Origin of the sequence: Pseudomonas marincola (genome assembly GCF_900116605.1) — a bacterium.
In the GTDB taxonomy this organism is placed as follows: Bacteria; Pseudomonadota; Gammaproteobacteria; order Pseudomonadales; family Pseudomonadaceae; genus Aquipseudomonas; species Aquipseudomonas marincola.
This window is the reverse complement of the sequence record NZ_FPBC01000001.1, coordinates 808,964-835,704: the sequence shown is the minus strand read 5'-3', so window position 1 is coordinate 835,704 and position 26,741 is coordinate 808,964. Positions and strand designations below refer to the sequence as shown.

25 protein-coding genes are annotated in these 26,741 nt (G+C 57.7%); 18 read left to right on the top strand and 7 right to left on the bottom strand.

What is annotated here, in order from left to right; genetic code table 11:
• Positions 1-20 precede the first annotated feature (20 nt).
• Positions 21-1,661, bottom strand: a complete 1,641-nt coding sequence (locus BM395_RS04010; RefSeq protein WP_090508986.1) for a mechanosensitive ion channel family protein — start codon at positions 1,659-1,661, stop codon at positions 21-23.
• A gap of 298 nt (positions 1,662-1,959) precedes the next feature.
• Between BM395_RS04010 and guaB the strand changes: the two genes are divergently transcribed.
• The 4 genes from guaB to tadA all read left to right on the top strand — a co-directional run bounded on the left by guaB (position 1,960) and on the right by tadA (position 7,456).
• Complete coding sequence (guaB, locus tag BM395_RS04005; protein ID WP_069899584.1) at positions 1,960-3,429, top strand: IMP dehydrogenase; 1,470 nt, start codon at positions 1,960-1,962, stop codon at positions 3,427-3,429.
• A 211-nt stretch (positions 3,430-3,640) separates the two neighbouring features.
• Complete coding sequence (gene guaA / locus BM395_RS04000; protein WP_069899583.1) at positions 3,641-5,221, top strand: glutamine-hydrolyzing GMP synthase; 1,581 nt, start codon at positions 3,641-3,643, stop codon at positions 5,219-5,221.
• Positions 5,222-5,600: 379 nt separating this feature from the next.
• On the top strand, positions 5,601-6,968 hold the full coding sequence (locus tag BM395_RS03995) for a multicopper oxidase family protein (protein WP_069899582.1): 1,368 nt from the start codon (positions 5,601-5,603) through the stop codon (positions 6,966-6,968).
• The gene (gene tadA, locus BM395_RS03990) at positions 6,968-7,456 is read left to right on the top strand and encodes a tRNA adenosine(34) deaminase TadA (protein ID WP_090508984.1); all 489 of its coding nucleotides are present in this window, start codon (positions 6,968-6,970) and stop codon (positions 7,454-7,456) included. The genes BM395_RS03995 and tadA overlap by 1 nt, the downstream gene beginning before the upstream one ends.
• 42 nt (positions 7,457-7,498) lie before the next feature.
• Here tadA and mltF read toward each other — a convergent pair whose 3' ends face one another.
• Complete coding sequence (gene mltF, locus BM395_RS03985) at positions 7,499-8,968, bottom strand: membrane-bound lytic murein transglycosylase MltF (protein ID WP_090508982.1); 1,470 nt, start codon at positions 8,966-8,968, stop codon at positions 7,499-7,501.
• Positions 8,969-9,135: 167 nt separating this feature from the next.
• Between mltF and purL the strand changes: the two genes are divergently transcribed.
• The 3 genes from purL to BM395_RS03970 all read left to right on the top strand — a co-directional run bounded on the left by purL (position 9,136) and on the right by BM395_RS03970 (position 13,747).
• Complete coding sequence (purL, locus tag BM395_RS03980) at positions 9,136-13,032, top strand: phosphoribosylformylglycinamidine synthase (protein ID WP_090508980.1); 3,897 nt, start codon at positions 9,136-9,138, stop codon at positions 13,030-13,032.
• An 18-nt stretch (positions 13,033-13,050) separates the two neighbouring features.
• The gene (locus BM395_RS03975; RefSeq protein WP_090508978.1) at positions 13,051-13,320 is read left to right on the top strand and encodes a CDGSH iron-sulfur domain-containing protein; all 270 of its coding nucleotides are present in this window, start codon (positions 13,051-13,053) and stop codon (positions 13,318-13,320) included.
• Between the two features lie 109 nt (positions 13,321-13,429).
• Positions 13,430-13,747: a YqfO family protein gene (locus BM395_RS03970; RefSeq protein WP_090508975.1), complete on the top strand. Its 318-nt coding sequence runs from the start codon at positions 13,430-13,432 to the stop codon at positions 13,745-13,747.
• Positions 13,748-13,798: 51 nt separating this feature from the next.
• Here the strand turns inward: BM395_RS03970 and BM395_RS03965 are convergent, their stop codons facing one another.
• Together BM395_RS03965 and BM395_RS03960 are read right to left on the bottom strand one after the other, a co-directional pair.
• Entirely contained in the window at positions 13,799-14,308 is a 510-nt protein-coding gene (locus BM395_RS03965) for a L,D-transpeptidase family protein (protein WP_090508973.1), read from the bottom strand.
• Positions 14,309-14,327: 19 nt separating this feature from the next.
• Positions 14,328-14,885, bottom strand: coding sequence for an NUDIX hydrolase (locus BM395_RS03960; protein ID WP_090508971.1), 558 nt, complete (start codon positions 14,883-14,885; stop codon positions 14,328-14,330).
• Between the two features lie 167 nt (positions 14,886-15,052).
• Here BM395_RS03960 and BM395_RS03955 point away from each other — a divergent pair, with 167 nt between their 5' ends.
• From BM395_RS03955 to BM395_RS03935, 5 genes are all read left to right on the top strand, one after another.
• Positions 15,053-15,655 carry a CoA pyrophosphatase gene (locus tag BM395_RS03955; RefSeq protein WP_090508970.1) on the top strand — a complete coding sequence of 201 codons (603 nt, stop codon included), beginning with the start codon at positions 15,053-15,055 and terminating at the stop codon, positions 15,653-15,655.
• 16 nt (positions 15,656-15,671) lie between these two features.
• Positions 15,672-16,196, top strand: coding sequence for a gamma carbonic anhydrase family protein (locus BM395_RS03950; RefSeq protein WP_069899574.1), 525 nt, complete (start codon positions 15,672-15,674; stop codon positions 16,194-16,196).
• Complete coding sequence (locus BM395_RS03945; protein WP_069899573.1) at positions 16,196-16,384, top strand: DUF1289 domain-containing protein; 189 nt, start codon at positions 16,196-16,198, stop codon at positions 16,382-16,384. Before BM395_RS03950 ends, BM395_RS03945 begins: the two co-directional genes overlap by 1 nt.
• Positions 16,385-16,503: 119 nt before the next feature.
• Entirely contained in the window at positions 16,504-17,685 is a 1,182-nt protein-coding gene (gene purT / locus BM395_RS03940; RefSeq protein WP_090508968.1) for a formate-dependent phosphoribosylglycinamide formyltransferase, read from the top strand.
• Positions 17,682-18,452: an SGNH/GDSL hydrolase family protein gene (locus BM395_RS03935; RefSeq protein WP_090508966.1), complete on the top strand. Its 771-nt coding sequence runs from the start codon at positions 17,682-17,684 to the stop codon at positions 18,450-18,452. Before purT ends, BM395_RS03935 begins: the two co-directional genes overlap by 4 nt.
• Here BM395_RS03935 and BM395_RS03930 read toward each other — a convergent pair.
• Entirely contained in the window at positions 18,421-19,707 is a 1,287-nt protein-coding gene (locus BM395_RS03930) for an HlyC/CorC family transporter (protein ID WP_090508964.1), read from the bottom strand. The two genes, BM395_RS03935 and BM395_RS03930, sit on opposite strands and share 32 nt — an antisense overlap.
• Before the next feature lie 9 nt (positions 19,708-19,716).
• The gene (locus tag BM395_RS03925; RefSeq protein WP_069899569.1) at positions 19,717-20,517 is read right to left on the bottom strand and encodes a cytochrome C assembly family protein; all 801 of its coding nucleotides are present in this window, start codon (positions 20,515-20,517) and stop codon (positions 19,717-19,719) included.
• A gap of 157 nt (positions 20,518-20,674) precedes the next feature.
• On the opposite strand from BM395_RS03925, the gene ffh reads away from it, so the two are divergent.
• From ffh to BM395_RS03895, 6 genes are all read left to right on the top strand, one after another.
• Complete coding sequence (gene ffh / locus BM395_RS03920) at positions 20,675-22,054, top strand: signal recognition particle protein (RefSeq protein ID WP_090508960.1); 1,380 nt, start codon at positions 20,675-20,677, stop codon at positions 22,052-22,054.
• A gap of 226 nt (positions 22,055-22,280) precedes the next feature.
• Positions 22,281-22,532 carry a 30S ribosomal protein S16 gene (gene rpsP / locus BM395_RS03915; RefSeq protein ID WP_069899567.1) on the top strand — a complete coding sequence of 84 codons (252 nt, stop codon included), beginning with the start codon at positions 22,281-22,283 and terminating at the stop codon, positions 22,530-22,532.
• 6 nt (positions 22,533-22,538) lie between these two features.
• Positions 22,539-23,075: a ribosome maturation factor RimM gene (gene rimM / locus BM395_RS03910; protein ID WP_090508959.1), complete on the top strand. Its 537-nt coding sequence runs from the start codon at positions 22,539-22,541 to the stop codon at positions 23,073-23,075.
• A 5-nt stretch (positions 23,076-23,080) separates the two neighbouring features.
• On the top strand, positions 23,081-23,833 hold the full coding sequence (gene trmD / locus BM395_RS03905) for a tRNA (guanosine(37)-N1)-methyltransferase TrmD (RefSeq protein WP_069899565.1): 753 nt from the start codon (positions 23,081-23,083) through the stop codon (positions 23,831-23,833).
• 42 nt (positions 23,834-23,875) lie between these two features.
• Complete coding sequence (rplS, locus tag BM395_RS03900) at positions 23,876-24,226, top strand: 50S ribosomal protein L19 (protein WP_069899564.1); 351 nt, start codon at positions 23,876-23,878, stop codon at positions 24,224-24,226.
• A gap of 177 nt (positions 24,227-24,403) precedes the next feature.
• Entirely contained in the window at positions 24,404-24,820 is a 417-nt protein-coding gene (locus tag BM395_RS03895; protein ID WP_090508958.1) for an acyl-CoA thioesterase, read from the top strand.
• Positions 24,821-24,875: 55 nt separating this feature from the next.
• Here the strand turns inward: BM395_RS03895 and BM395_RS03890 are convergent, their stop codons facing one another.
• Positions 24,876-26,711 (bottom strand): cation:proton antiporter, encoded by a 1,836-nt coding sequence (locus BM395_RS03890; protein ID WP_090508957.1) that lies wholly within the window; start codon positions 26,709-26,711, stop codon positions 24,876-24,878.
• Between the last annotated feature and the right edge of the window lie 30 nt (positions 26,712-26,741).

The following is a 26,741-nucleotide window of genomic DNA, read 5'->3' as shown; positions in this document are numbered from 1 at the left end:
GCTCAGCAGGCATCAATTGTTTAAACCTCTTCTTCCGGTTTTGCCGGCTGTTGATACCACTTCTCTTTAGGTACCCACTTCTCTTGTGCGGGGTCGCCGAGGTAGTGCGGCGACATGATCTGTACGCCGTACTCGTTAAATACGTCCTGTATGTTGGCGTGCAGTGCGCTCAGAAGCTCAGCGCGTGGGCGTGGCTGGCTGGGCATTGCATGGGCGACCAGACGATATTCCGGGTAGAAGTCTGACAAAGCAGTTTGAAACACCACCGCGCCCGGTACGCTGGATATGCCGGGTGTGCGCGAGGCTGCTTCCAGAAGCATCGCTTCGACCTGGCGCCAAGGGGTGTCGTAGCCGATGGTAACGACGGTATCGACGATGTAGCCTTTGCCGTCTACGGCGCGTGAGTAGTTCTTGGTTACGCCGCCGGTAATCATTGAGTTGGGGATGGTCAGTACTTCACCCAGGCCGGTGCGGATGCGAGTGGTGAACATGCCCATTTCGCTGACGGTGCCTTCGTGATCACCAAAGCGCACATATTCGCCGACGCGGAAGGTGTGCGAATACGTCAGGATCAAACCGGCTGCTGCTTGTCCGACAACGCTGGATGCGCCGAGTGAGATCATCAAACCGACCAGTACCGACAATCCCTTGAATGCCTCTGTACCAGCGCCGGGCAAATACGGGTAGGCCATCGCCAGGGCAAATAACCAGACTGCCAGCGAGGTGAGTTTGGTTGTCGGTGACAGGGTCTCGAAGTTCAGCCAGGTGAAGCTACGCCCAGCAGTTGCCATGCGGGTGAGCAGGCGTTTGGTGAAGTGAGTTGTCGCCCGGGCGAGCATGAAGATGCAAAGCGCAATCCCCAAACCGGGTATGGCGCCGATAACGCCGTGCACAATATAGCCGGCGATATCCAGCAAGTAGGCATTAAGGCTTTCGCCCCACGGGCGCGTGTAGGGAAAGCAGGACAGCACGAAGCTGATCCACTGGTATGTCAGCAGCAATATCAACAGCCAGCGTAGAGCCCAGAATATCCTTGAGATCAACGGATACAGCTGGCGCGTATCAATCAACTGAGTCTGGCCAACCTTGAGCGACATGTTATGGCGCTGCAGCAACTTAGGCAGCTGATCCAGGAGTTTGTTGCGCAGCAGCGCGATACCGTTGAGCAGCAGGATGTAGATCACCGTGGCGGCAGCCGAATAACCCACAGCCTTGAACATGAAGTTCAGATCGCGGCTTTCCTGCGTTTCGCTGATTACCCGCTCCAGTTTGGCGGCGGCCGCTTTGGCTGTTTCCTGAGTCGACAACGGTGTGACGGGGTCAACGTCGCCCGGTGTGACAAAGAATGCCCGGTTGGAGCCCATCAGGATGACGTAGCTTTTTTGGACCTGATCGATGCTCACAGGCAGGTCGGTGTATTCGTCGAGTGCCTCATTGATAGCCGCCACTGCGCGGCGTTGCCGTAGCTGTGGCGTTTCACCGAGTAGTTCGGCGCGGAAGGTGAAGATGGTGCGGTTGGCTATTTTTAAATCGGCGGGTTCAGCATTGGGGTTGATGGTCCCTGATGTGTTGTTTGTCGGCGTTTCATCCTGCGCCCAACTAACCGAAAGTGTCATTACACTGAGACAGGCAAACAGCAAAACCTGAAGCAGATTACGCATGTGAGGCTCCTTACACATCGAAGATCAGGTATTGACCATAAAGTGACTATAGACGCCCGCCATTGAGGGCACTGAGCAGTCCTCTGCGCACAATGCCAGCCGGCGAATCAGCTTGGCATAACTGTATAGCCCAGCATTTGGCTTTTTATGCGTATTGCTGGTCAATTTTTGCCTGTGTCAGGGCCTTTCGCGCTGTTTGAGGCTGTAAATCGTCGCGTAATGATAGTTTGCATTGAGTGCAGGGCCGCTGCTGGGTATAATGACGCGCTTCCAATTTTCCCGTCTGGGAGCCCCCGCCATGCTGCGTATCAGTCAAGAAGCTCTTACCTTCGACGACGTTTTACTTATTCCAGGTTACTCAGAAGTTCTGCCGAAGGATGTGAGCCTCAAGACTCACCTGACCCGTGGAATTGAACTGAATATCCCGTTGTTGTCCGCCGCGATGGACACCGTTACTGAAGCCCGTCTGGCAATTGCCATGGCTCAGGAAGGTGGCATCGGCATCATCCACAAGAACATGACCATCGAGCAGCAAGCTGCCGAAGTGCGCAAGGTCAAGAAGTTCGAGTCGGGTGTGGTCAAAGACCCTATTACTATCGAAGCCAACGCCACTGTGCGTGATCTGCTTGAGCTGACCCGCCAGAACAACATCTCCGGCGTTCCGGTGCTGTCTGACGGCGATCTGGTTGGCATCGTGACTTCCCGCGACGTGCGTTTTGAAACACGCATGGACGCTAAAGTCCACGAAGTGATGACGCCGAAAGAGCGTCTGGTCACTGTTAAAGAAGGCGCTGCTAAAGAAGCGGCCCGCGAGTTGCTGCACAAGCACCGCCTCGAAAAAGTCCTGATTGTCGATGACGCGTTCAAGCTCAAAGGCATGATGACGGTAAAAGACATTGAAAAAGCCAAGGCTTACCCGCTTGCCAGCAAGGATGACCAAGGTCGTCTGCGTGTTGGCGCGGCTGTTGGTACTGGCGCTGAAACCGCTGACCGCGTAACCGCGTTGGCTGCTGCCGGCGTTGACGTGATCATCGTTGATACCGCGCACGGTCACTCCAAAGGTGTGATCGACCGCGTGCGTTGGGTCAAGGAAAGCTTCCCTGATATCCAGGTTATCGGCGGCAACATCGCCACCGGCGCTGCTGCTCTGGCGTTGGTCGAGGCGGGCGCTGACGGCGTTAAGGTCGGTATCGGTCCGGGTTCGATCTGCACCACGCGTATCGTTGCAGGTGTTGGTGTGCCGCAGATTTCTGCCGTTGCCAACGTTGCCGCTGCCCTTGAAGGCACAGGCGTGCCATTGATTGCAGACGGTGGCATTCGTTTCTCCGGCGACCTTTCCAAGGCGTTGGTTGCGGGCGCATCCTGCGTGATGATCGGCTCGATGCTGGCGGGTACTGAAGAGGCGCCAGGTGAAGTCGAGTTGTTCCAGGGCCGTTCCTACAAAGCCTACCGCGGCATGGGTTCGCTGGGCGCAATGGGTCAGGCGCAAGGTTCGTCCGACCGTTACTTCCAGGACTCATCCGCAGGTGCCGAGAAATTGGTGCCGGAAGGTATTGAAGGCCGTGTGCCCTACAAGGGCGCTATGGCGGCTATCGTTCATCAGTTGATGGGCGGCCTGCGTGCTTCGATGGGCTACACCGGTTGCGCGACTGTTGATGAGATGCGCACCAAGCCTGAGTTCGTTCGCATTACCGGCGCCGGTATGGCTGAGTCGCACGTTCACGATGTGCAGATCACCAAAGAAGCACCGAACTACCGCGTCGGTTAAAAATCACTTTGCTGCTCGCGTGCGCAGGGCAGGTAAGGCGGGGTAAAGCGAGAGGGCGATGTTTGCTGAGGCAAATAAGCCGTTCGCGCTTTACCTCCTTGCCGTATTAGCCAGTGCAGAAGCAGCAAGGTTATTTTTGAAAAGTTTATGAAGTACGGGGCTGAGTTAATCGGCCCTTTGTCATTTGTGCATTCCGCTACGAGAGACGGCTATGGCTCACCCTGATATTCACGCCCATCGCATCCTGATTCTGGATTTCGGCTCCCAGTACACCCAGCTGATCGCACGTCGCGTACGTGAAATCGGGGTTTACTGCGAATTGCACCCGTTCGACATGAGCGATGAAGACATCCGCGCTTTCGCTCCGCGCGGCATCATTCTCGCCGGTGGCCCCGAGTCTGTTCATCAAGAAGGCAGCCCGCGTGCACCGCAGGCTGTTTTCGATCTGGGCGTTCCGGTCTTCGGTATCTGCTACGGCATGCAAACCATGGCCGAGCAACTGGGCGGTAAAGTGCTTGGTTCCGACGTCCGCGAATTCGGCTATGCCCGCGTAGACGTTGTCGGTAAGGCGCGCCTGCTGGACGGCATCGAAGATCATATCGATGACGACGGCGTATTCGGTCTGGACGTGTGGATGAGCCACGGTGACAAAGTCACCAGCATGCCGGAAGGCTTCCACGTTCTGGCCAGCACCCCGAGCTGCCCGATTGCCGCCATGAGCGACGACTCGCGTGGCTACTACGGCGTGCAATTCCACCCGGAAGTGACCCACACCAAGCAAGGCGGCCGCATTCTGTCGCGCTTCGTGCTGGAAATCGCCGGTTGTGAAGCCCTGTGGACTCCGTCGAACATCGTTGAAGATGCCATCGCCACGGTTCGTGCTCAGGTGGGTGACGCCAACGTATTGCTCGGCCTGTCGGGCGGTGTTGACTCCTCCGTGGTTGCCGCGCTGTTGCACAAGGCAATTGGCGACCAGCTGACTTGCGTGTTTGTCGATAACGGTTTGCTGCGCCTGCACGAAGGCGAGCAAGTGATGGCCATGTTCGCCGAGAACATGGGCGTCAAGGTGATCCGCGCTAACGCTGAAAAGCAGTTCCTGGATAACCTGGCTGGCGAAGCCGATCCGGAGAAAAAGCGCAAAATCATTGGTCGCACCTTCATCGACGTGTTCGATGCCGAAGCGTCCAAGCTGGAAAACATCAAGTTCCTCGCGCAAGGCACCATTTACCCGGACGTGATCGAGTCTGCTGGCGCTAAAACCGGCAAGGCACACGTTATCAAGTCGCACCACAACGTCGGTGGCCTGCCAGAGGAAATGAACCTCAAACTGGTCGAGCCGCTGCGTGAACTGTTCAAGGACGAAGTGCGTCGCATCGGTCTTGAGCTGGGTCTGCCGTACGACATGGTTTACCGTCACCCATTCCCGGGCCCGGGTCTGGGCGTGCGGATTCTCGGTGAAGTGAAGAAGGAATACGCCGACCTGCTGCGTCGCGCCGACCACATCTTCATCGAAGAACTGCGCAACTTCGACTGGTACCACAAGACCAGTCAGGCGTTCGTGGTGTTCCAGCCGGTCAAGTCGGTTGGCGTCGTCGGTGACGGTCGTCGTTATGCATGGGTTGTTGCACTGCGCGCTGTTGAAACCATCGACTTCATGACCGCTCGCTGGGCGCATCTGCCATACGAGCTGCTGGAGAAGGTCAGCAACCGCATCATCAACGAGATCGAAGGCATCTCCCGCGTCACTTACGACGTGTCGAGCAAGCCACCGGCAACGATTGAGTGGGAATAACATCCGGCTAGTGCGCTAGCCTGACGTTACCCGAACCCGCGGATGACAGCCTTGCAGCTGCTCATTCGCGGGTTTTTTATTGCCTGCACAGTCCGGCATTTGGCCCGCACCGGCTTTACGCTCTTAACTCTCAGTGGCTGAAAAAGCTGCGCGGTTCCTGCGCTGCACCGGTGCGACACAGTGGCGCTGATGGCGGGCGTTGTTGTGGTCGTTAACCCGGATCGTTGCGTGTTAAAATATTCTCATTCCGCTATTCACAGAGTCATCAGCTGAGAGGCTGATGCCGCAGCCTTTATGACATTGGCCGTTTCCCGCAGAGGAGACGCTGGTAACCGTCGCCTGATGGGCTCATGAATGTTGGCTAAAGGAGTCCATTTACATGTCGTTCACGCGTAGACAAATTCTCGCCGGGCTGGCTGGCTTAACCGTCGTTGGCCTGGGTGCCGGTGGCGCACGTTACTGGCTGGGCCGCCCGTTTGATCGCAAAACCCACGATTACGAGTTGATTGCCGCGCCCTTCGACATGGAGCTGGTTCCGGGCCATAAAACCCCGGTGTGGGGCTTTGGCCCGCAGGCGCCGGGCACCGAGATTCGTTGCCGTCAGGGCGATCTGTTGCGTGTGCGCTTTATCAACAAGCTGCCGGAACAAACCACAATTCACTGGCACGGCATGCGCATCCCGCTGGAAATGGACGGCGTGCCTTATGTATCGCAATTGCCGGTATTGCCCGGTGAGTATTTCGACTATCAGTTCGTCCCGCCCGATGCCGGTAGCTACTGGTATCACCCACATCTGGCCAGTTCCAAGCAGCTGGGGCGCGGGTTGGTCGGGCCGCTGATCATTGATGAGCGTGAGCCGACCGGCTTTGCGCATGAGCGCACGCTGAGCCTGAAAACCTGGAATGTTGATGAGGAGGGCGCATTCACCCCGTTCAGTATTCCCCGTGAAGCGGCGCGCGCCGGCACACGGGGCAGGCTGTCGACAATCAATGGTGTGCCGCGTCCGGTGATCGAGTTACCTGCCGGACAAGTGGTTCGCCTGCGCCTGATTAATGTCGACAGCACCATGACCTACCGTATAAATCTGCCCGGTGCCGAGTCGCGGATTTATGCGCTCGACGGTAATCCGATCGAGCCGCGTGATCTGGGCAAGGAATACTGGTTGGGCGCGGGAATGCGGCTCGATCTGGCGCTCAAGGTTCCGGCAGAGGGTACCGAGTTGTCACTGCGTAACGGGCCGTTGCGTTTGGCGACAATCAAGAGTGTCGCCAGCACCGATGCGCCAGCAGAGTGGCCGCCAGCATTGCCAGCCAATCCTGTGGCCGAGCCGGATCTGGCCAAGGCTGAAACCATCAAGTTCAACTTTGAATGGGCCGCTGCATTAGCAGACCCGAATCAGGCGGGGCCAGCTCAGTATTGGCAGATCAATGGCCAGGCCTGGGATATCAATGACAAGACCTGTGCGGATCGGCCAATCGCCACGTTGAAGCTGGGCAATCACTACATTTTCGAGCTGCGCAATATGGCGCAATACCTGCACCCGGTGCATTTGCACGGCATGAGTTTCAAGGTGATCAGCTCCGACCGCAAGAAAATCATCCCGTATTTCACCGACACTTACCTGCTCGGCAAGAACGAAACGGCGCGCATCGCCTTTGTAGCGGATAATCCTGGCGTGTGGATGTTTCACTGCCATGTGATTGATCACATGGAAACAGGCCTTATGGCGGCGATAAAGGTAGCCTGATGCGTCCGGTTAAAATCATTGATCGCACTCGCGATGCCCACTTCATGCGTGAAGCGCTAGCGCTGGCCAGTCAGGGCGCTGCGGTCGGGGAAGTGCCGGTCGGCGCGGTGCTGGTTCAGGATGGCGAGATTGTCGGGCGTGGCTTCAATTGCCCGATTACCACCCACGACCCCAGCGCCCATGCCGAGATGGTGGCGATTCGTGATGCTGCTTTGCGGCTATCTAACTACCGTCTGCCGGGTAGCACCTTATACGTGACGCTTGAGCCGTGCAGCATGTGTGCAGGGCTGATTGTTCATTCGCGCATTGAGCGGGTTGTATATGGTGCAACCGAGCCCAAGGCCGGTGTGGCCATCAGCCGTGGCGAGTTCTTCAATCAGACGTTTCTCAATCATCGCGTGATGATTGAGGGCGGCGTGCTAGCAGATGAGTGCGGCGCGGTGCTCACCGAATTCTTTCGTGCGCGGCGGGCCAGCAAAGGCCAGTAATAAGCCTTCGAGTTCGTAGTCGAGTGGTTTTGGGCGGCGTGCTTAGAGCGGCGAGGTTTCTTTCTTCAGGTTGTTCTTGTCGATGCCGGGCACGTGGATGTTGCTGTCGACGACCTGGCTGTCTTCCAGCTGTGGCTGAGTTACCCAGGTGAGAATGTCGTAGTAGCGACGGATGTTGCGCACAAAGTGCACCGGCTCACCGCCGCGGGCATAGCCATAGCGGGTTTTACTGAACCACTTCTTTTGCGACAACCGCGGCAGAATCTTCTGCACATCGAGCCACTTGTTCGGGTCGAGGCCTTCAGCTTGGGTCAGCTTGCGCGCATCTTCAAGGTGCCCGCCGCCGACGTTGTAAGCCGCCAGCGCAAACCATGTGCGATCCGGCTCTTTAATGCTGTCTGGCAGGCCTGCCTTAACCTTGACGATGTATTTGGCGCCGCCCTGAATACTCTGCTTGGGGTCGAGTCGGTTGGACACGCCCATTGCCTGCGCCGTGCGCAAGGTCAGCATCATCAGCCCGCGCACGCCGGTTTTCGAGGTGGCCGTGGGCTGCCAGAGTGATTCCTGATAACCCATTGCCGCGAGCAGGCGCCAGTCCAGCGAGTGATTCTTGCCGGCATCGCGGAAGAACTGCTCGTAACGTGGCAGGCGATTTTGCAGGTGTTGGGCAAAGGTGTAGGCGCCAACGTAGCCAAGTACATCAACGTGGCCGTAGTAGCGGTCTTTCAGGCGTTTGAGGCTGCCGTTTTCGTTGGCGCGCTGGAGGAAAGCGTTCATCTCATCGAGCAGGCTGTGGTCTTCACCGCCGGGTACGGCCCAGCTCAAACCCAGTTCGTCGCCAAGGTCGAAGGCCACGCGAACGTTGGGGAAGTACACCTGATTCATCGACAGCTCATTGGAATCGACCAGAGTAAGGTCGATCTGGCCTTCATCGACCATGCGCAGCAAGTCGACCACTTCCACATCGGAAGACTCTTCGTAGGCGAGCGTGGGGTACTGGACTTTGAGCATGGCCAGCTGGTTGGCGTGGCTGCTGCCTTTAAGCACCATGATTTTCTTGCCGATCAAATCTTCGGGGCGAGTAGGGCGGCGATTACCATGGCGGTAGATAACCTGCGGGGTGACCTGCAAATAAGGCTTGGAAAATTGAAACTCGCTTTTGCGGTCCGCGCTGGAGGTCAGGCCAGCCGCCGCCAAAGAGGGGCCGTCCGGTGCCTTTAGTCGGGAAAATAGTTCGTCGAGGTTGTCGGCGGTCTGAATTTTCAGCTTGACCTTGAGGTCAGCCGCAAAGCGTTTGACCAGTTCGTACTCGAAGCCGGTTTCGCCGTTGCGGTCCTGGAAGTAGGTGGCCGGGCTGTTGCGGGTGATCACGCGCAGGACTCCCTCCGTCTGCACACGCTCTAGTGCGCTCGGAGGTTTTTGTTCCTCGGCGCAACCACTGAGCTGCAGAAGGATACCGATCACTGCCACCCAGAAGGTGCAGTGCTTGCGGATCACAGATTGGGCAAACATCCATGCAGTATACGCAAAGCTTGCACCTCGCCATATCTCGACAGCGTTCTGCTTCTCTGCTAACAGAGGTAGTTATCGTTTCGGAGCAGTCAACGGGTGCCGTTATCGGCGCTTTACGCTAGAATGCACGGCCTCAAAGTACACCCCCTTCCCAGAGGCTGTCTCCGATGTTGATCTTGCGCGGCGCTCCCGCCCTTTCTGCTTTCCGCCACGGTAAATTGCTTGAGCTTTTAACCAGCAAAGTACCCGCTGTTACTGGGCTGTACGCCGAGTTTGCGCATTTTGCCGATGTTACCGGTGTGCTCACCGCTGACGAAGAGCAAGTGCTCGCTCGCCTGCTTAAATACGGCCCTAGCGTGCCGGTTCAGGAGCCCTCTGGGCGGCTTTTCCTCAGCGTGCCACGTTTTGGTACGATTTCACCCTGGTCGAGCAAGGCCAGTGACATTGCCCACAACTGTGGTTTGGCCAAGATTCAGCGCCTTGAGCGCGGTATTGCCTACTACGTCAGTGGCGAGCTGGATGCTGCTCAGGCGCAGGTTGTAGAGAGCTTGCTGCACGACCGCATGACCCAGTTGGTGCTGGACAACCTGCAAGACGCCGCCGCGCTGTTCAGCCACGCGTCGCCAAAACCACTGACGGTGGTAGACATTCTGACCGGCGGTCGTGCTGCGCTTGAACAGGCTAACGTCGAGTTGGGTCTGGCGCTCGCGGAAGATGAGATTGATTACCTGGTGACCAGCTTCACAGGTCTTGGTCGCAATCCGCACGACATCGAACTGATGATGTTCGCACAGGCCAACTCCGAGCATTGCCGTCACAAGATCTTCAACGCCAGTTGGGATATCGACGGTCAGGCTCAGGAAAAATCCCTGTTCGGCATGATCAAGAACACGTATCAGATGCACAACGAAGGTGTGTTGTCGGCTTATAAAGACAACGCCGCCGTTATCGTTGGCAGCACGGCAGGGCGCTTCTTCCCGAACCCTGAGACCCGTCAGTACGCTGCTGTTAATGAGCCGGTGCACATCCTGATGAAGGTTGAAACGCACAACCACCCAACCGCGATTGCCCCGTTCCCGGGCGCATCGACCGGTTCTGGCGGTGAGATTCGCGACGAAGGCGCAACCGGTCGCGGTGCCAAGCCGAAAGCCGGCTTGACCGGTTTCACCGTATCCAACCTGCAAATTCCGGGTTTCGAGCAGCCGTGGGAAGTGCCTTACGGCAAGCCTGAGCGCATCGTGACTGCGCTGGATATCATGATTGAAGGCCCGTTGGGCGGCGCTGCATTCAACAACGAATTTGGTCGCCCGGCGCTGACCGGTTACTTCCGTACCTTCGAGCAGCAGATCAGCACCCCGCACGGCGATGAAGTGCGCGGCTACCACAAGCCGATCATGCTCGCGGGCGGCATGGGCAACATCCGTGAAGATCACGTGCAGAAAGCCGAAATCACTGTCGGCTCCAAGCTGATCGTGTTGGGCGGCCCGGCCATGCTTATCGGTCTGGGCGGTGGCGCAGCCTCGTCGATGGCCACCGGCACCAGTTCTGCCGACCTCGACTTCGCCTCCGTACAGCGTGAAAACCCTGAAATGGAGCGTCGTTGCCAGGAAGTTATCGACCGCTGCTGGCAGTTGGGCGACAGCAACCCAATCAGCTTCATTCATGACGTTGGCGCGGGCGGTCTGTCTAACGCTTTCCCAGAGCTGGTGAACGATGCCGGCCGTGGCGGTCGTTTCGACCTGCGCGCTGTGCCTAACGATGAACCGGGCATGGCCCCGCTGGAAATCTGGTGCAACGAGTCGCAAGAGCGTTATGTACTGGCCGTTGATGCCAAGGATTTCGAGCGTTTCAAAGCCATTTGTGAGCGTGAGCGCTGCCCGTTTGCGGTCGTCGGTGAGGCCACCGAAGAGCAGCACCTGACCGTTGCCGACTCGCACTTCGACAACAACGCCGTCGACATGCCGCTTAACGTACTTCTTGGCAAAGCGCCGCGCATGCACCGCGAAGCCACCCGCGAAGCCGAATTGGGCGATGATTTCGATCCGGCCAAGGTTGAGCTGAGCGAAGCCATCAGCCGTGTGCTGCGTCATCCGGCTGTTGCCAGCAAGAACTTCCTGATCACCATTGGCGACCGCACTATTACCGGTCTGGTTGCACGCGACCAGATGGTCGGGCCGTGGCAGGTTCCGGTGGCTGACTGCGCCGTAACCGCTACCAGCTTCGACGCCTACACCGGTGAAGCCATGGCCATGGGCGAGCGCACGCCGCTGGCACTGCTGGATGCGCCGGCATCGGGCCGTATGGCTATTGGTGAAACCCTGACCAACATGGCTTGCGCGAAGATCGGCAAGATCTCCGACATCAAGCTCTCGGCTAACTGGATGGCCGCTGCCGGTCATCCGGGTGAAGATGCGCGCCTGTACGACACCGTCAAAGCGGTGGGTATGGAACTGTGTCCTGAGCTGGGCATTACCATTCCAGTGGGCAAAGACTCGATGTCGATGAAGACCCGCTGGCAGGATGACGGCGCTGAGAAGAGCGTGACGTCGCCAATGTCGCTGATTGTCACAGGCTTCGCACCGGTCACTGATATTCGCCAGACCCTGACGCCTGAGCTGCGCATGGATCGCGGTGAAACCGATCTGATCCTGATCGATCTGGGCCGTGGCCAGAACCGTATGGGCGCCTCTATTCTGGCGCAGGTATACGGCAAGATGGGCAAGCAGGCGCCAGACGTTGATGATGCTGAAGACCTCAAGGCATTCTTTGCGGTCATGCAGGGTCTCAATCGCGACAACTTGCTGTTGTCTTATCACGACCGCTCCGACGGCGGCCTGTTGGCCACTGTGCTGGAAATGGCCTTTGCTGGCCATTGCGGCCTGAACCTGCAACTCGATGCGCTCGCGCAAAACCTTGATGAAGTAGCCGGCGTGCTGTTCAACGAGGAGCTGGGTGCGGTGATTCAGGTGCACCAGGACGTTACCGCTGAAGTCCTCTCGCAGTTCAGTGCAGCGGGCCTCGCGGATTGCGTCTCGGTGATCGGCCAGCCGGTAAACAACGGTGAAGTGCTGATCAGCTATCACGGCGAGAAGGTATTCACTGGCGAGCGCCGCATGTTGCAGCGCGAGTGGTCGTCTACCAGCTACCAGATCCAGCGTCTGCGTGATAACGCCGAATGCGCCGATCAGGAATTCGACGCGCTGCTCGAAGAAGACAATCCAGGCCTGAGCGCCAAGCTTGGCTTTGATGTGAACGAAAACATCAGCGCGCCTTACATCAAGAAAGGCCTGCGCCCGCAAATTGCAGTGCTGCGTGAGCAGGGTGTTAACGGGCAGGTCGAAATGGCCGCTGCGTTTGACCGCGCCGGCTTCAATGCGATTGACGTGCACATGAGCGATATCCTCAGCGGTCGCGTCAGCCTTGAGCAGTTCAAGGGCATGGTTGCCTGCGGCGGTTTCTCTTACGGTGACGTATTGGGCGCCGGTGAAGGCTGGGCCAAGTCGATTCTGTTCAACAGCCGTGCGCGTGACCAGTTCAGCGCCTTCTTTGATCGTAAAGACAGCTTCTCGCTGGGCGTGTGCAACGGTTGCCAGATGTTGTCCAACCTGCACGAACTGATTCCGGGCAGTGAATTCTGGCCGCACTTCGTGCGTAACCGCTCCGAGCAGTTCGAAGCGCGCGTTGCCATGGTTCAGGTTCAGGAGTCGGCTTCGATCTTCCTGCAGGGCATGGCCGGTTCGCGCATGCCAATCGCCATCGCTCACGGTGAAGGTCATGCCGAGTTCGAAAGCGAAGAAGCACTGCTGGAAGCGGATCTGTCCGGTTGCGTGGCCATGCGTTTCGTCGACAACCACGGCAAGGTCACCGAAAACTATCCGGCCAACCCGAACGGCTCGCCACGCGGTATTACCGGTCTGACCAGTCGTGACGGCCGCGTCACGATCATGATGCCGCACCCGGAACGTGTGTTCCGCGCCGTGCAGAACTCGTGGGCCCCGGATGAGTGGAATGAAGACGGTGCCTGGCTGCGCATGTTCCGTAATGCCCGTGTCTGGGCGGATTGATCATGCGGGTGCGGGCTCATGGCTGATGAGCCCGCATTGATTCTGCCAGAGGTTCGTCGGGTTAGCCCCGGCGAACCTTTGTTGCTTTGCCGTTGCGAGCATTCGCTGCAACGTCCCGATTGTCCCTCTGGCTGCGCTCGTGGCCTCACTGTAAATCCTGCGCGTGAACAGCTCCTGCTGTTGTGCCGTTGTGGGCGCTCGAAACGATTGCCGTTCTGTGATGGCAGCCATGTGCCGCCGGTAAGCTCGATGGCCGAGCGGTGGCATCGGTTTATTCGCAGAAATTGAGAGGCAGTCGAGCTTGCAGGGCTGAACAAGCGGCTGCGAATCGGGTCTCATGTTGAGCCAGTACGGAGATTGCTGTCGTAGCTGAGCATGCAGACGTTGGAGAATTCGCATGTACAAATTGTGCTTCTATGTGCCCGAGAACCATCTTGAACCCGTCAAACAGGCGGTGTTCAACGCCGGTGGCGGACGTATCGGCAACTACCAGCACTGTGCCTGGCAGGTGTTCGGGCAGGGGCAGTTTCAGCCATTGCCCGGCAGCCAACCATTCATAGGCACGGCGGGTGCGCTGGAGCGGGTGGATGAGTGGAAGGTCGAACTGGTCGTGGCCGATGAATCTATTCATCAGGTCGTGGCGGCGCTCAAGGCTGCGCACCCTTATGAGACGCCTGCCTTTGATGTGTGGCGGCTGTCGGACATGCAATTTTGAGGCATAAAAAATGGCGCTCCCGGCGCCATTTTTGTTTGCAGCGATAGCGGCTTAAGGCCGGATCTCAATCAGCGTGCCGTCCTTCACCAGCGACCATACTTCGCGCATGTCCGGGTTGGTCATGGCGATACAGCCGTTGGTCCAATCCAGCGTATTGAAGAACCACTCCGGGTACTCGGCGTCGAGCGGGGTGCCGTGAATCATGATCATGCCGCCCGGCTTGGTGCCCTTGTTGCGCGCAGTGGCCATGTCCCGTGCGTTGGGATAGGAAATGTGCATCGACAGGTTGAAGTTATCGCTGGTCTTGCGCCAATCCACCCAGTAAATACCTTCTGGCGTGCGCTGGTCGCCTTCGCGTTCCTTATGCCCGGTCGGCACCTTGCCCAAGGATATGCGGTAAGACTTGAATGGCTTGCCATGGCTGATGAGCTGTAGCTTGCGCTCGGATTTGACCACCAGAATCTTGTCGACCCGGGGTGCAGGAGAAGCTTGCGGGGGCTGCGGGTTGGCGTTAGCCAGAACGCTGAGCGATAGACACAGTAGGGCGAACAACCAACGCATCAGAGCATAATCCCGCAGATCAAAAGGCTTTTTTGTAATGCGCACGCAGCGCATCAAGGGGTTCGTTACGCACCGGATAGGCATCATGCCGACGGTCCGCAAAGTAACATTCTAAGGTACGGCCAACCGTCGGGAAAGCCAGCTCTGACCAAGGGATCTCATGTTCATGAAAAAGCTGCACTTCCAGGCTCTCGATTCCGGCTGCAAAATCGAGGTCGGCGAGCTGCGCGCGAAAGAACATATATACCTGATTTATATGCGGCAGGTCATACACCGTATACAGCTCCAGACCGCTAACGCGCGCGCAGGCTTCCTCATTGGTCTCGCGGGCAGCGGCTTCCTCCAGTGTTTCACCGTTCTCCATAAAGCCTGCTGGCAGCGTCCAGTAGCCTACACGCGGCTCAATGGCCCGGCGGCAGAGTAGAACCTGTTCACCCCAGATCGGCACGCACCCCGCCACGATGCGCGGGTTCTCATAATGAATGGTTGCACAATGGCTGCAGACAAACCGCAGGCGGTTGTCGCCTTCGGGAATGCGCTGAGTTACGGGTGCGCCACAGAGGCTGCAAAACTTCATGCTGGAATCTCCTGCCAAGCCTCTATCTTGGCGCGATATCAGGTGCGTCGGCAAGCTATGCGGTTGCGGCATTTTCAACCATCAGTGCCGGTGATCCGCTTGCCGGGGCTTGGGCGTCGGGATATTTCATGCAATCATCGCGGCAGAAGAAAAAGTCGAGATTCAACATGCAGGACGATTTACTGCAACGTGTACGCGATTACCGCCCACGCACGATGGTGGCGGATCAGGGGTTTCCCGAAGCGGCAGTTCTGGTGCCGATCACCCGTAGTGATGACCCCGAAGTGGTGCTGACTTTACGCGCCAGCGGCTTGTCGACGCATGGCGGCGAAGTCGCCTTCCCGGGTGGCCGTCGTGACCCGGAAGACAGCGATCTTGTCGCCACCGCCTTGCGCGAGGCCGAAGAAGAAATTGGCCTGCCGCCAGGGCTGGTCGAAGTTATTGGCCCGCTGAGTACACTGGTTTCCCGTCACGGTATTCAGGTTACCCCGTATGTGGCGGTGGTGCCGGACTTCGTCGAATACGTGGCCAATGACGACGAAATCGCTGCCGTGTTCTCGGTGCCGCTGGCGTTCTTTCGTGATGACCCGCGTGAAGTGACGCATCGCATCGATTATCTCGGCCAGAGTTGGTACGTGCCGAGCTACCGTTTTGGCGAATTCAAAATATGGGGGCTCACCGCAATCATGGTGGTCGAGCTGGTCAATCTTATCTTCGACGCTGGCATCGACATGCAGCGCCCACCCGAGCACTTTATCAAGCTCAGTTGAGCATTGAGGGACCCTTATGAAATACCGTTTAGGTACTGCCAGTGTCGATGCCCACCCGGAGAGCTGGGTGGCGCCGAATGCAACGCTGGTGGGCAAGGTCAAGCTTGAGCCCGGCGCCAGCGTCTGGTTCAACACTGTTCTGCGCGGCGATAACGAGCTGATTCATATCGGTGAAAATAGCAATGTTCAGGATGGCAGCGTGATCCACACCGACATGGGCTTTCCGTTGACGCTGGGTAAAGGCGTCACTATCGGCCACAAAGTTATGCTGCACGGCTGCACGGTAGACGATTACAGCCTGATCGGCATCAACGCCGTGGTGCTGAATGGCGCTAAAATCGGCAAATACTGCATCATCGGCGCCAATAGCCTGATACCCGAAGGCAAGGTGATTCCCGACGGCTCGCTGGTAATGGGATCGCCCGGCAAAGTGGTGCGTGAGCTGACCGACGCGCAGAAGAAAATGCTTGAAGCCAGCGCGGCTCATTACGTGCACAACGCCCAGCGTTATGCCAAGGAGCTTGCTGAGCAAGACGATTGATGAACATTGAGAAACCGGTTAAGTCGCCTTGCGTGCATATCTGTGCGCTTGACGATGACGATGTGTGTACCGGCTGCCAGCGCAGCATGAGTGAAATCGTGCGCTGGAGCCGTATGGAGAACGAAGAGCGTCGCCAAGTGCTGGTGCTGTGTGACCAGCGCGCCCGCGAAAAAGGCCTGATGCTCTGATTGCTGCTTTGAGCGGCTCGTTTGCGCGGGCCGTGCGGCGTCTGCAAGTCGCTTCTATTGCCCAGCCTTTAACAGTTGTCTTACCTATTTGCCTGTAATGAATGGCCCAAGGATTATTTATGCCCCGTATCGGAACCCCTTTGTCGCCCAGCGCGACGCGTGTATTGCTCTGCGGCTCGGGTGAGCTGGGTAAAGAGGTGGTTATCGAGTTGCAGCGCCTGGGCGTTGAAGTGATTGCGGTGGATCGCTACGCCAACGCGCCGGCGATGCAGGTTGCGCACCGCAGCCATGTGGTGAACATGCTCGATGGCGATGCGCTGCGCGCGATCATTGAACAGGAAAAGCCGCATTACATCGTTCCGGAAATCGAAGCGATTGCCACGGCGACACTGGCCGAGCTGGAAACCGAAGGCTACACGGTCATTCCAAGTGCACGCGCTGCGCAGCTGACGATGAACCGCGAAGGCATTCGTCGTCTGGCGGCTGAAGAGTTGGGCCTGCCAACCTCGCCGTATCAGTTTGCCGATTCCTTCGAGGCCTTTGAGGCAGCCGTCGCGGCGATTGGTTTTCCGTGTGTGGTCAAGCCGATCATGAGTTCGTCGGGTAAAGGCCAGTCGGTGCTCAAGAGCGCTGCCGATGTGCAAGCCGCCTGGGATTATGCACAGGCCGGCGGGCGTGCTGGCAAAGGTCGGGTGATCGTTGAAGGCTTTATCGACTTTGACTATGAAATCGCACTGCTGACTGTTCGCCACGTTGGCGGCACCACGTTCTGTGCGCCTGTTGGTCACCGTCAGGAGAAAGGCGATTATCAGGAGTCCTGGCAGCCACAGGCGATGAGCCCGAAGGCGCAGGCTGAAGCCGAGCGCATTGCCCTGGCCGTGACCGAGGCATTGGGTGGTCGCGGCCTGTTCGGCGTTGAACTGTTCGTTAAGGGTGATCAGGTGTGGTTCTGCGAAATCTCGCCGCGTCCCCACGACACCGGCATGGTCACGCTGATCTCGCAGGATTTGTCTGAGTTTGCCCTGCACGCGCGGGCGATCCTCGGCTTGCCAATTCCGCACATTCGCCAACTTGGGCCGTCTGCTTCGGCCGTTTTGCTGGTTGAGGGTGAGTCGCAAGAGGTGAGCTTTGGCAACCTTGCAGCGGCCCTTGCTGAGCCCGATACCGCCTTGCGCCTGTTTGGTAAGCCGCAAGTCAGCGGCCAACGTCGGATGGGCGTGGCGCTCGCACGCGACGAGTCGCTGCAGGCTGCCCGGGCCAAAGCTACGCGCGCTGCGCAGGCGATTAACGTCGAACTATGAGCGCGGCGTTAGCATCGGCGTGGTGGTTGCTGGTGCTGGCGTTATCGCCGGTGGTGCTGCCAATGGCAGTGCTGACCCGGCGCAAGGCCTTGCGCCTGATGCCGGCTGCAGGCGAGCAAGCTGGCGTGGCGGGCGCTGCATTGGCTGGCGAGCCACTGCGTTTACTGGTCCTGGGTGAGTCGACTGCGGTCGGCGTGGGCGTTAGCTGCATGCAGTTGGCACTGGCCGGGCAGTTGGCGGGAGCAATGAGCCAGCGCTTCAGCCGGCCCGTTGCGTGGCAAGTGTGCGGTGAGAACGGTATAACCGCAGCAAAGCTGCATCAGCGGTATGTTTCGCAGCGATCGGTGACGACGCCAGCAGCAGGGCCGCATGATCTGGTGGTCGTGCTGCTGGGTGTCAACGACACCACGCATTTAAGCAGCTTGAAGCGCTGGCAGGCCTCGCTACAGCAGATTGTTCAAGGCCTGCAGCATCATGCACAAACCACAGCAGATCGCGTCGTGTTCAGCGGTGTGCCGCCTTTGCAGCACTTCACTGCATTGCCCTGGCTGTTCCGGCGTTTGCTGGGATTGCGCGCCGCGATGCTGGATCGCGCCATGCGTGAGTCCGCTGCGGCGACGGGCGCGCAGTATCTGGCATTGGATCTGGATTTTGCAGCACATCTAATGGCGGTGGATGGTTACCACCCATCAGCAGCAGGCTATCGCCTCTGGGCGGATAACCTGCTGTTGGGTATCAGGCTTCAGCCTCAGGGCTCTCAGGCGTAGCTTCGGCAAGCCAGACCTTAACGCTTTTCACCCGATTCTCGGACGATTGCAGGATTTCCAGGCGGTATTGGCCGATCTTAAGGCATACCGAGCAGTCCGGAATGCTTTCCAGTGCTTCGGTAATCAGGCCGTTAAGGGTTTTTGGCCCTTCGCAAGGCAAGCCCCAGCCCAACGCCTTGTTGACCTCGCGGATGTACGCCGAGCCATCGATAACGTGGGTGCCGTCGTCCTGCGGATGGATGTCCGGGCTGCGCAGAATGTTCTGGTTGCTGAAGTCGCCGACAATCTCTTCGAGAATGTCTTCAAGGGTGACTACGCCAAGCACGTCGCCATACTCGTCAACCACAACGCCCATACGGTGTTTCTGCTTCTGGAAGTTGATTAGCTGGGTCGACAGCGGGGTGCTTTCCGGAACGAAATAGGGCTCGGTGCAGGCGCTCAAAAGCGCCTCCTTGGTCAGCTCGTTGCTGGTGAGCAGGCGCGCAATCTGACGGATGTGCACCACGCCTTCAATTTGATTGATGTCGTTGCGAAATACCGGCAGGCGCGTGTGTGTGGTGTTGGTGAGTTGTTGGATGAGCAGCTCAAGGTCGTCATCAAGGTTGATGCCGGTGACCTCGTTACGCGGGATCATGATGTCGTTAACCGTCACGCGCTCAAGGTCGAGAATACCCAGCAGCATGTTCTGGCGGTTCTTCGGCAGTTCATGACCGGACTCGCGCACCACGCTGCGCAATTCTTCAGTCGTAAGGCTGTCGGTGCCCTGGTTGGCCGGATCTACGCCAAACAGTCGCAGCAGGTGGTTGCTGACCCAGCTCAGGGCAATAACCAACGGGTAAAAAATCTTCAGCAAAATGGTCAGCGGCAAGCTGAATGGGTAAGCGACGCGCTCCGGATGCAGGGCGGCGAGGGTTTTCGGGGTGATTTCGCCGAAAATTAGCAGCGCCAGCGTCAGGCCGATGGTGGCGATAGCAATGCCTGCTTCGCCATACAACTTGATAGCCAGCACTGTGGCAATCGATGAGGCCAGAATATTGACGAAGTTGTTACCAATGAGGATGGTGCCGAGCAGGTGGTCGGGACGGTTGAGCAGGGCAGTTACGCGCTTGGCGCCACGATGGCCCTCTTTGGCGCGATGCCTCAAGCGATAGCGGTTGAGGCTGAGAATGCCGGTTTCAGAACTTGAAAAGAAAGCCGAGCACGCCAGCAAGAAGATGAGGATGCCAAGCAAAAAGCCGGGAGGCAGATCGTTCACTGTAGTGGCCTAGATATGCAGGATGAATTCGCGAACCAGTTTGCTGCCGAAATACGCCAGCATCAGCAGGCAGAAGCCTGCGAGCGTCCAGCGTATTGCTTTGTGGCCGCGCCAGCCAAGCTGATGGCGGCCCCACAACAGCACAGCGAACACCACCCAGGCGAAGCAAGACAGTATGGTCTTGTGTACCAGGTGCTGGGCAAACAGATTGTCGATGAACAGTGCGCCAGAGATCAGGGCCAGCGATAGCATGCCCATGCCTGCCCAGAGAAAGCCGAACAGCAAACTCTCCATGGTTTGCAGCGGCGGGAAGTTCTTGATCAGACCTGTCGGGTGTTTGTGTTTCAGTTGGTGGTCTTGCATGAGCACCAGCAGTGACTGGAACACGGCAATGGTGAGCATGCCGTAAGCCAGAATCGACAGCAGGATATGCGCGATGATGCCCGGCTCTTCATCAATTGGCTGAATGGTGCCGCTGGGCATGAACTGAGCAAACAGCACGGTTACGCACCCCAGCGGATACAAAAACAGCAGAAGATTTTCCACTGGAATGCGCGAACAGGCCAATAGCGTGATGGCGATCACAGCAAAGGCGATCAGGCTGCCGGCATTGAACAGATCGAGCGCAAGGCCCGCCGGGTGATGCATCTGTATATAGAGGCTGCCGCCGTGGAAGCACAAGGCGATGACGCCGAGCATTTTCAGCAGGCGTGTGTTGGGGCGCTTGCCCTGTTTCAGGCTCAGGCCTTGGTAGGCGGCGGCGCCTGCATACAAGCAGATAGCAACGAGGCTGGGTAGCAGAGGGTGCATAATTCCTGTTAGGACAATCCCTAAAGGCGCTGAGTGTGGCACACAAAGGATCGTTCACGAAAGACCACTGGCGGTGTCAGTGTTGCAGACAGTTGGTTATAATCGCCGGCTAGTTGCAAGCCCAGCCTCGGTTCAGCGGAACCTGAAAGGAACGAGCATGTTCGAAAATTTAACTGACCGCCTCTCGCTAACGCTGCGAAATGTCACTGGCAAAGCCAAGCTGACAGAAGACAATATCAAGGACACCCTGCGTGAAGTGCGCATGGCGTTGCTCGAAGCCGACGTTGCGTTGCCGGTGGTTAAAGACTTCGTCAATCGCATTCGTGATCGCGCGGTCGGCACCGAAGTATCGAAAAGTCTGACCCCGGGTCAGGCGTTCGTGAAGATCGTTCAGGCTGAGCTTGAGTCGATCATGGGGGCCGCCAACGAAGATCTGGCCCTAAGTGTCACGCCACCAGCCGTCGTTTTGATGGCGGGTCTGCAGGGTGCGGGTAAAACCACCACTGTCGGCAAGCTGGCGAAGTTTCTTAAAGAACGTAAGAAGAAATCGGTGCTGGTGGTTTCTGCGGACGTTTATCGTCCTGCCGCGATCAAGCAGCTTGAGACCCTGGCCGGTGAAGTGGGCGTTACCTTCTTCCCGTCGGACATCAGCCAGAAGCCGGTGGCGATTGCGCAGGCAGCGATTGCCGAAGCCAAGCTCAAGTACATCGATGTAGTGCTGGTCGATACCGCAGGTCGTCTGGCCATTGATGCCGAGATGATGGCGGAGATCCAGGCCCTGCATCAGGCAGTGAAACCTGCCGAGACACTGTTCGTGGTTGACGCCATGACCGGTCAGGACGCCGCTGCTACGGCCAAGGCCTTCGCTGATGCGCTGCCGCTGACCGGTGTTGTGCTGACCAAGGTCGACGGTGATGCGCGTGGTGGTGCGGCGTTGTCCGTGCGCCATGTGACCGGCAAGCCAATCAAGTTTATTGGTATGGGCGAGAAATCCGACGCCCTTGAGCCATTCCACCCGGATCGTATTGCATCGCGCATTCTGGGTATGGGTGACGTACTCAGCCTGATCGAACAGGCCGAGCAGACAATCGACCGTGAAAAGGCCGACAAGCTCACCAAGAAACTGAAGAAGGGCAAGGGCTTCGACCTCGAAGACTTCCGTGATCAGCTGCAACAGATGAAGAACATGGGCGGCCTTGGCGGCCTGATGGATAAACTGCCGCAAATGGGCGGCATGAATCCGGCGCAGATGGGCAATGCCCAGGGCGCTGCTGAAAAGCAATTCAAACAAATGGAGGCGATCATCAACTCGATGACGCCGGGCGAGCGCCGTGACCCTGAAATTATCAGTGGTTCGCGCAAACGCCGCATCGCCATGGGTTCCGGAACTCAGGTTCAAGACATCGGCCGGCTGATCAAACAGCACAAGCAGATGCAGAAAATGATGAAGAAATTCACCGCTAAAGGCGGCATGGCGAAAATGATGCGTGGTATGGGTGGAATGTTGCCGGGTGGCGGCGGGATGCCCAAGCTGTAATTCAGTCTCTTGGTTCAGGCCTGCAGCCCGCTAAAATGGGCTGTTTAGCCAAATAAACCAGAAGGTTTGAATAGCCTGTCAGGCATGACAGGCCAGTACCCCGACCGGCGGGGGCAAAAAGTTATTTGCAAAAATCCGGATAATCCTTAGAATATGCGGCCTTTCGGGCCTAGTGCCCTATGCTTGCATTTCTTTTTTGCAGCACCGACTACAGGAACGAAGTTTAATGGTAACCATCCGTCTAGCCCGTGGCGGCTCTAAAAAGCGCCCATTTTACCACCTCACCGTGACCAACAGCCGCAATGCGCGCGACGGTCGTTTCGTTGAGCGTGTTGGTTTCTTCAACCCGGTTGCTTCGGGTAACGAAATCAAGCTGTCTGTTAACCAAGAGCGTGTTACTTACTGGCTGAGCCAGGGTGCACAGCCGTCTGAGCGCGTTGCTCAGCTGCTGAAGGTAAATGCTCAGGCTGCAGCCTAAGTATTTATGAGCACGACGCCAGCTACCGCCGAGGACCTCGTTGTACTCGGTAAGATCGTTTCGGTACATGGCGTGAAAGGCGACGTGAAGGTTTATTCCTTTACCGACCCGATCAGTAATGTGCTTGATTACCGCCGTTGGACGCTTAGGCGTGACAACGAGGTAAAGCAGGTTGAAGTGGCCAGTGGACGCTTGCAAGGCAAGGTCCTGGTAGCGAAGTTGAAGGGTCTCGATGATCGTGAAGTGGCGCGTACTTACGCCGGTTTCGAGATCTGCGTAGCCCGCAGCGAACTGCCAGAACTGAGCGATGACGAGTTTTACTGGTATCAGTTGGAAGGTCTTAAGGTTATCGATCAGGCAGGGCAATTGCTCGGCAAGGTTGATCATCTGTTCGAGACCGGCGCCAACGATGTGATAGTGGTCAGGCCTTGTACAGGCAGCCTGGATGATCGTGAACGCTTGCTGCCCTATACAGAGCAGTGCGTGTTGTCGGTAGATCTGAGTGCTGGCGAGATGCAAGTTGACTGGGATGCGGACTTCTAAGCGACATGCCTAGCCTGCGCGTTGAAGTCATTACGCTGTTCCCGGAAATGTTTGCTGCTATCAGCGAATATGGCATTACCAGCCGTGCGGTGAAACAACAGCTCTTGCAGCTCAATTGTTGGAATCCGCGGAGCTACACCACAGATCGTCATCACACTGTTGATGACCGACCTTTTGGTGGAGGTCCTGGCATGGTGATGAAGATCAAGCCGCTTGAGGATGCTTTGCTCGATGCCAAGCAAGCCGCAGGTGAAAAAGCGAAGGTGATTTACCTTTCGCCGCAGGGTCGCCAGCTGACTCAGTCAGCAGTACGCGAACTGGCAAACGAAGAGGCTTTGATCCTCATCGCAGGTCGCTACGAAGGCATCGATGAGCGCTTTATTGAGGCGCATGTTGATGAAGAATGGTCGATTGGGGATTACGTCCTGTCTGGCGGTGAGCTGCCGGCCATGGTTCTGATCGATGCGGTAACGCGCCTTTTGCCTGGTGCATTAGGTCATGCAGGTTCGGCCGAGGAAGACTCCTTTACGGATGGTCTACTCGACTGCCCGCATTACACCCGCCCGGAGGTGTATGCGGATAAGCGTGTTCCTGAGGTACTGCTTAGCGGTAACCACGAGCACATCCGGCGCTGGCGTTTGCAGCAGTCCCTTGGTAGGACTCACGAACGACGCGTCGATCTTCTGGATAGCCGCTCGCTTTCTGGGGAAGAGAAAAAGCTGCTGGAGGAATACATCCGCCAGCGGGACGATAGTTAATGTATCGATGACAAGCCAGACCGCTTGTCTTAGGAGCGCAGCATGACCAACAAAATTATTCTTCAGCTCGAAGCTGAACAGATGACCAAAGAGATCCCTACCTTTGCACCGGGCGACACCGTAGTCGTTCAGGTTAAAGTTAAGGAAGGCGATCGTCAGCGTCTGCAGGCTTTCGAAGGCGTCGTAATCGCCAAGCGTAACCGTGGCGTGAACAGTGCTTTCACTGTTCGTAAAATCTCCAACGGTGTAGGCGTTGAGCGTACCTTCCAGACTTACAGCCCGCTGGTAGACAGCCTGGCTGTTAAGCGTCGCGGTGACGTGCGTAAAGCCAAGCTTTACTACCTCCGTGACCTGTCTGGTAAAGCAGCTCGCATCAAGGAAAAACTGTCGTAAGACATTTTTCTCTGAAAAAAGGCAGCCCTCGGGCTGCCTTTTTCGTTTCTGTAATCCTGATTTTATTCAGCGTAACTGCCCGTCTTCTCTGAGCAGCAGGGCGGTGCTCAAGTATCTGCCACTGACCCGTATCTTCCGGCTCAGTGGCTTTCCCCGATTCAAAATAGGTTGCATTGCATGACCCCTCGCGAGCAAGAAATCCAACGCCGCACAGAGCTGTCCACCACCCGCGTCGCTAAGGCGGTATTTCCGCCGACCACCAATCACCACAACACCTTGTTCGGCGGTACGGCGCTGGCGTGGATGGATGAGGTTTCGTTTATTGCGGCCACGCGGTTTTGTCGCCTGCCGCTGGTGACCGTTTCATCCGATCGCATCGACTTCAAACATGCGATTGCGGCAGGTTCGATTGTTGAGCTGGTCGGGCGGGTGATTCATGTCGGCAACACCAGCCTCAAGGTCGAGGTTGAAGTGTTTGTCGAGAGCATGAGCTGTGACAGTCGCGAGCGCGCGATCCATGGCGTTTTCAGCTTCGTTGCCATTGATGACGAGAAGACGCCGATCCCGGTATTGCCGGACTTTCCTGCTAACTGAGTGAACCCTGACGCAGGTCCGAGAGAGCCTGCGTCAGTAACCCCTCACACTTGCTTCATTTGCCTGAAGCTACCGCGGCGGAGGCGGTCTCGGCCGGCTCTTCTTCAATCAACGCGATCAGGCTCCAGTCCGGGCCGGGCGCGAAGTCCAGTGGCTGGGTGGCCACGTGGATCCAGCCTTTCGGGTCGCGGGCCAGAATAACCACGGCCTTGTCGCCATAAAGCTTCTGATACTCACTCCAGCCGAATGTTTCGGTGAGCGTGGTCGTGCGGATTTCGGCGCCCTTGCTCAGGCGACTGGCGAACTGCGGGAAGCTCAGCGGCTCGCTGCCAAGGCACCGGCCACGCACACCATCACTGCTGCGATGCTTGTCACTGCGACGGCTTTCATTGCCACTTGGCAGGGTGAAGCGACGCTTGGCCGGGAAGTCATGGCGATAGTGCATGCAGGCCAGCGCGTTGAGTTCACTCGACGGCGACAGTGCCAGCATGTGACCGAGGCCGACCAGATCCAGGTGCGCTTCGGCGTGCTGTGATGTCGGGTTACCGAAGTAGGTGGGCAGATTATCCATGCGCGCTGCACGGGTGTTTTCCCAGCTGGAGTCGGTCAGCAATACGCGGGTGTCGAGCTTGGTCAGGGCCTTGCCGATGGCGCGGGCGACCGGGTTGGCACCGACAATCAGGAAGCCGCTCGGCGCCGGCTCTGCAACCTTGAGCAATTGCGCCAGCGGGCGTGCCGTGGCGCTCTGCAGAACTACTGTGCCGATAATCACCAGAAAGGTCAGCGGAACCAGAAGCACTGCTTGCTCGTAGCCATACTCTTGCAAGCGCAGGGCGAAGATTGCCGAAACCGCCGCAGCGACAATCCCGCGTGGCGCAATCCATGCCAGCAGGCTGCGCTCGCGCCAGTTAAGGCTGGAGCCAAGCGTGCAGACGAACACGCTCAATGGGCGTGCAACGAGCTGGATGATGGCCAGCAGAACGAGGGTTACCGGACCCAGGGCGATTAGCGCGTTGAGGTCCAGACGCGCTGCCAGAATGATGAACAGGCCGGAGATCAGCAGAACGCTGAGGTTCTCCTTGAAGTGCAATATCTGTTTAACGTCGACGCCGCGCATGTTGGCCAGCCACATGCCCATCACCGTGACCGCCAGCAGACCGGATTCATGCACCAGGGTGTTGGAACCGATGAAAATCCCCAGCACAGCAGCCAATGACGCCAGGTTTTGCAGGTATTCAGGCAACCAGTGGCGTTTCAGCACCTGACCGAACAGCCAGCCGCCAACCGCACCGAGCAGCGCGCCCGTGCCGATGACCATGGCAAAGGTGATCATGCTGGCGCCAAACGGGCTGCCGCCATCCTGGCTGACGATAAAGCTGAACACCACAACGGCGAGTAACGCGCCAATCGGGTCGATCACAATGCCTTCCCAGCGCAGAATGTTGGCAATCGAGGCTTTCGGGCGTACCACGCGCAGCATCGGCACAATCACAGTTGGCCCTGTCACCAGTGTCAGGGTGCCGAACAGCAGCGCCAGTTCCCAGCTGAAATCGAGCAGGTAATGCGTGGCACAGGCAATCACCGCCCAGGTGATCATTGCGCCCCATGTCACCAGTCGGTGAACCACGGTGCCGATCTCTTTCCATTCGGATAAATGCAGGGTCAGGCTGCCTTCGAACAGAATCAGTGCGACGGCCAGTGACACCATTGGGAACAGCAGTGGTCCAAACAGTGCTTCGGGATCGAGCAGGCCGAGTAACGGGCCGGCCAGAAGCCCGCTGAGCAGCAGAAATAGAATCGCCGGCAAGCGCAGTCGCCAAGCCAGCCACTGACTTGCCAGCGCTGCTGCACCAATGCCGCCGATTGCGAACATAATCTTTGTTTCGTCCATCATGACTCCTTGTCGCTGGTGATGCTGATT

What these genes read in the sequence shown, in the direction of transcription:
- BM395_RS04010 (WP_090508986.1), bottom strand. Translation starts at nt 1,661, where the DNA reads ATGCGTAATCTGCTTCAGGTTTTGCTGTTTGCCTGTCTCAGTGTAATG.
- guaB (WP_069899584.1), top strand. Translation starts at nt 1,960, where the DNA reads ATGCTGCGTATCAGTCAAGAAGCTCTTACCTTCGACGACGTTTTACTT.
- guaA (WP_069899583.1), top strand. Translation starts at nt 3,641, where the DNA reads ATGGCTCACCCTGATATTCACGCCCATCGCATCCTGATTCTGGATTTC.
- BM395_RS03995 (WP_069899582.1), top strand. Translation starts at nt 5,601, where the DNA reads ATGTCGTTCACGCGTAGACAAATTCTCGCCGGGCTGGCTGGCTTAACC.
- tadA (WP_090508984.1), top strand. Translation starts at nt 6,968, where the DNA reads ATGCGTCCGGTTAAAATCATTGATCGCACTCGCGATGCCCACTTCATG.
- mltF (WP_090508982.1), bottom strand. Translation starts at nt 8,968, where the DNA reads ATGTTTGCCCAATCTGTGATCCGCAAGCACTGCACCTTCTGGGTGGCA.
- purL (WP_090508980.1), top strand. Translation starts at nt 9,136, where the DNA reads ATGTTGATCTTGCGCGGCGCTCCCGCCCTTTCTGCTTTCCGCCACGGT.
- BM395_RS03975 (WP_090508978.1), top strand. Translation starts at nt 13,051, where the DNA reads ATGGCTGATGAGCCCGCATTGATTCTGCCAGAGGTTCGTCGGGTTAGC.
- BM395_RS03970 (WP_090508975.1), top strand. Translation starts at nt 13,430, where the DNA reads ATGTACAAATTGTGCTTCTATGTGCCCGAGAACCATCTTGAACCCGTC.
- BM395_RS03965 (WP_090508973.1), bottom strand. Translation starts at nt 14,308, where the DNA reads ATGCGTTGGTTGTTCGCCCTACTGTGTCTATCGCTCAGCGTTCTGGCT.
- BM395_RS03960 (WP_090508971.1), bottom strand. Translation starts at nt 14,885, where the DNA reads ATGAAGTTTTGCAGCCTCTGTGGCGCACCCGTAACTCAGCGCATTCCC.
- BM395_RS03955 (WP_090508970.1), top strand. Translation starts at nt 15,053, where the DNA reads ATGCAGGACGATTTACTGCAACGTGTACGCGATTACCGCCCACGCACG.
- BM395_RS03950 (WP_069899574.1), top strand. Translation starts at nt 15,672, where the DNA reads ATGAAATACCGTTTAGGTACTGCCAGTGTCGATGCCCACCCGGAGAGC.
- BM395_RS03945 (WP_069899573.1), top strand. Translation starts at nt 16,196, where the DNA reads ATGAACATTGAGAAACCGGTTAAGTCGCCTTGCGTGCATATCTGTGCG.
- purT (WP_090508968.1), top strand. Translation starts at nt 16,504, where the DNA reads ATGCCCCGTATCGGAACCCCTTTGTCGCCCAGCGCGACGCGTGTATTG.
- BM395_RS03935 (WP_090508966.1), top strand. Translation starts at nt 17,682, where the DNA reads ATGAGCGCGGCGTTAGCATCGGCGTGGTGGTTGCTGGTGCTGGCGTTA.
- BM395_RS03925 (WP_069899569.1), bottom strand. Translation starts at nt 20,517, where the DNA reads ATGCACCCTCTGCTACCCAGCCTCGTTGCTATCTGCTTGTATGCAGGC.
- ffh (WP_090508960.1), top strand. Translation starts at nt 20,675, where the DNA reads ATGTTCGAAAATTTAACTGACCGCCTCTCGCTAACGCTGCGAAATGTC.
- rpsP (WP_069899567.1), top strand. Translation starts at nt 22,281, where the DNA reads ATGGTAACCATCCGTCTAGCCCGTGGCGGCTCTAAAAAGCGCCCATTT.
- rimM (WP_090508959.1), top strand. Translation starts at nt 22,539, where the DNA reads ATGAGCACGACGCCAGCTACCGCCGAGGACCTCGTTGTACTCGGTAAG.
- trmD (WP_069899565.1), top strand. Translation starts at nt 23,081, where the DNA reads ATGCCTAGCCTGCGCGTTGAAGTCATTACGCTGTTCCCGGAAATGTTT.
- rplS (WP_069899564.1), top strand. Translation starts at nt 23,876, where the DNA reads ATGACCAACAAAATTATTCTTCAGCTCGAAGCTGAACAGATGACCAAA.
- BM395_RS03895 (WP_090508958.1), top strand. Translation starts at nt 24,404, where the DNA reads ATGACCCCTCGCGAGCAAGAAATCCAACGCCGCACAGAGCTGTCCACC.
- BM395_RS03890 (WP_090508957.1), bottom strand. Translation starts at nt 26,711, where the DNA reads ATGGACGAAACAAAGATTATGTTCGCAATCGGCGGCATTGGTGCAGCA.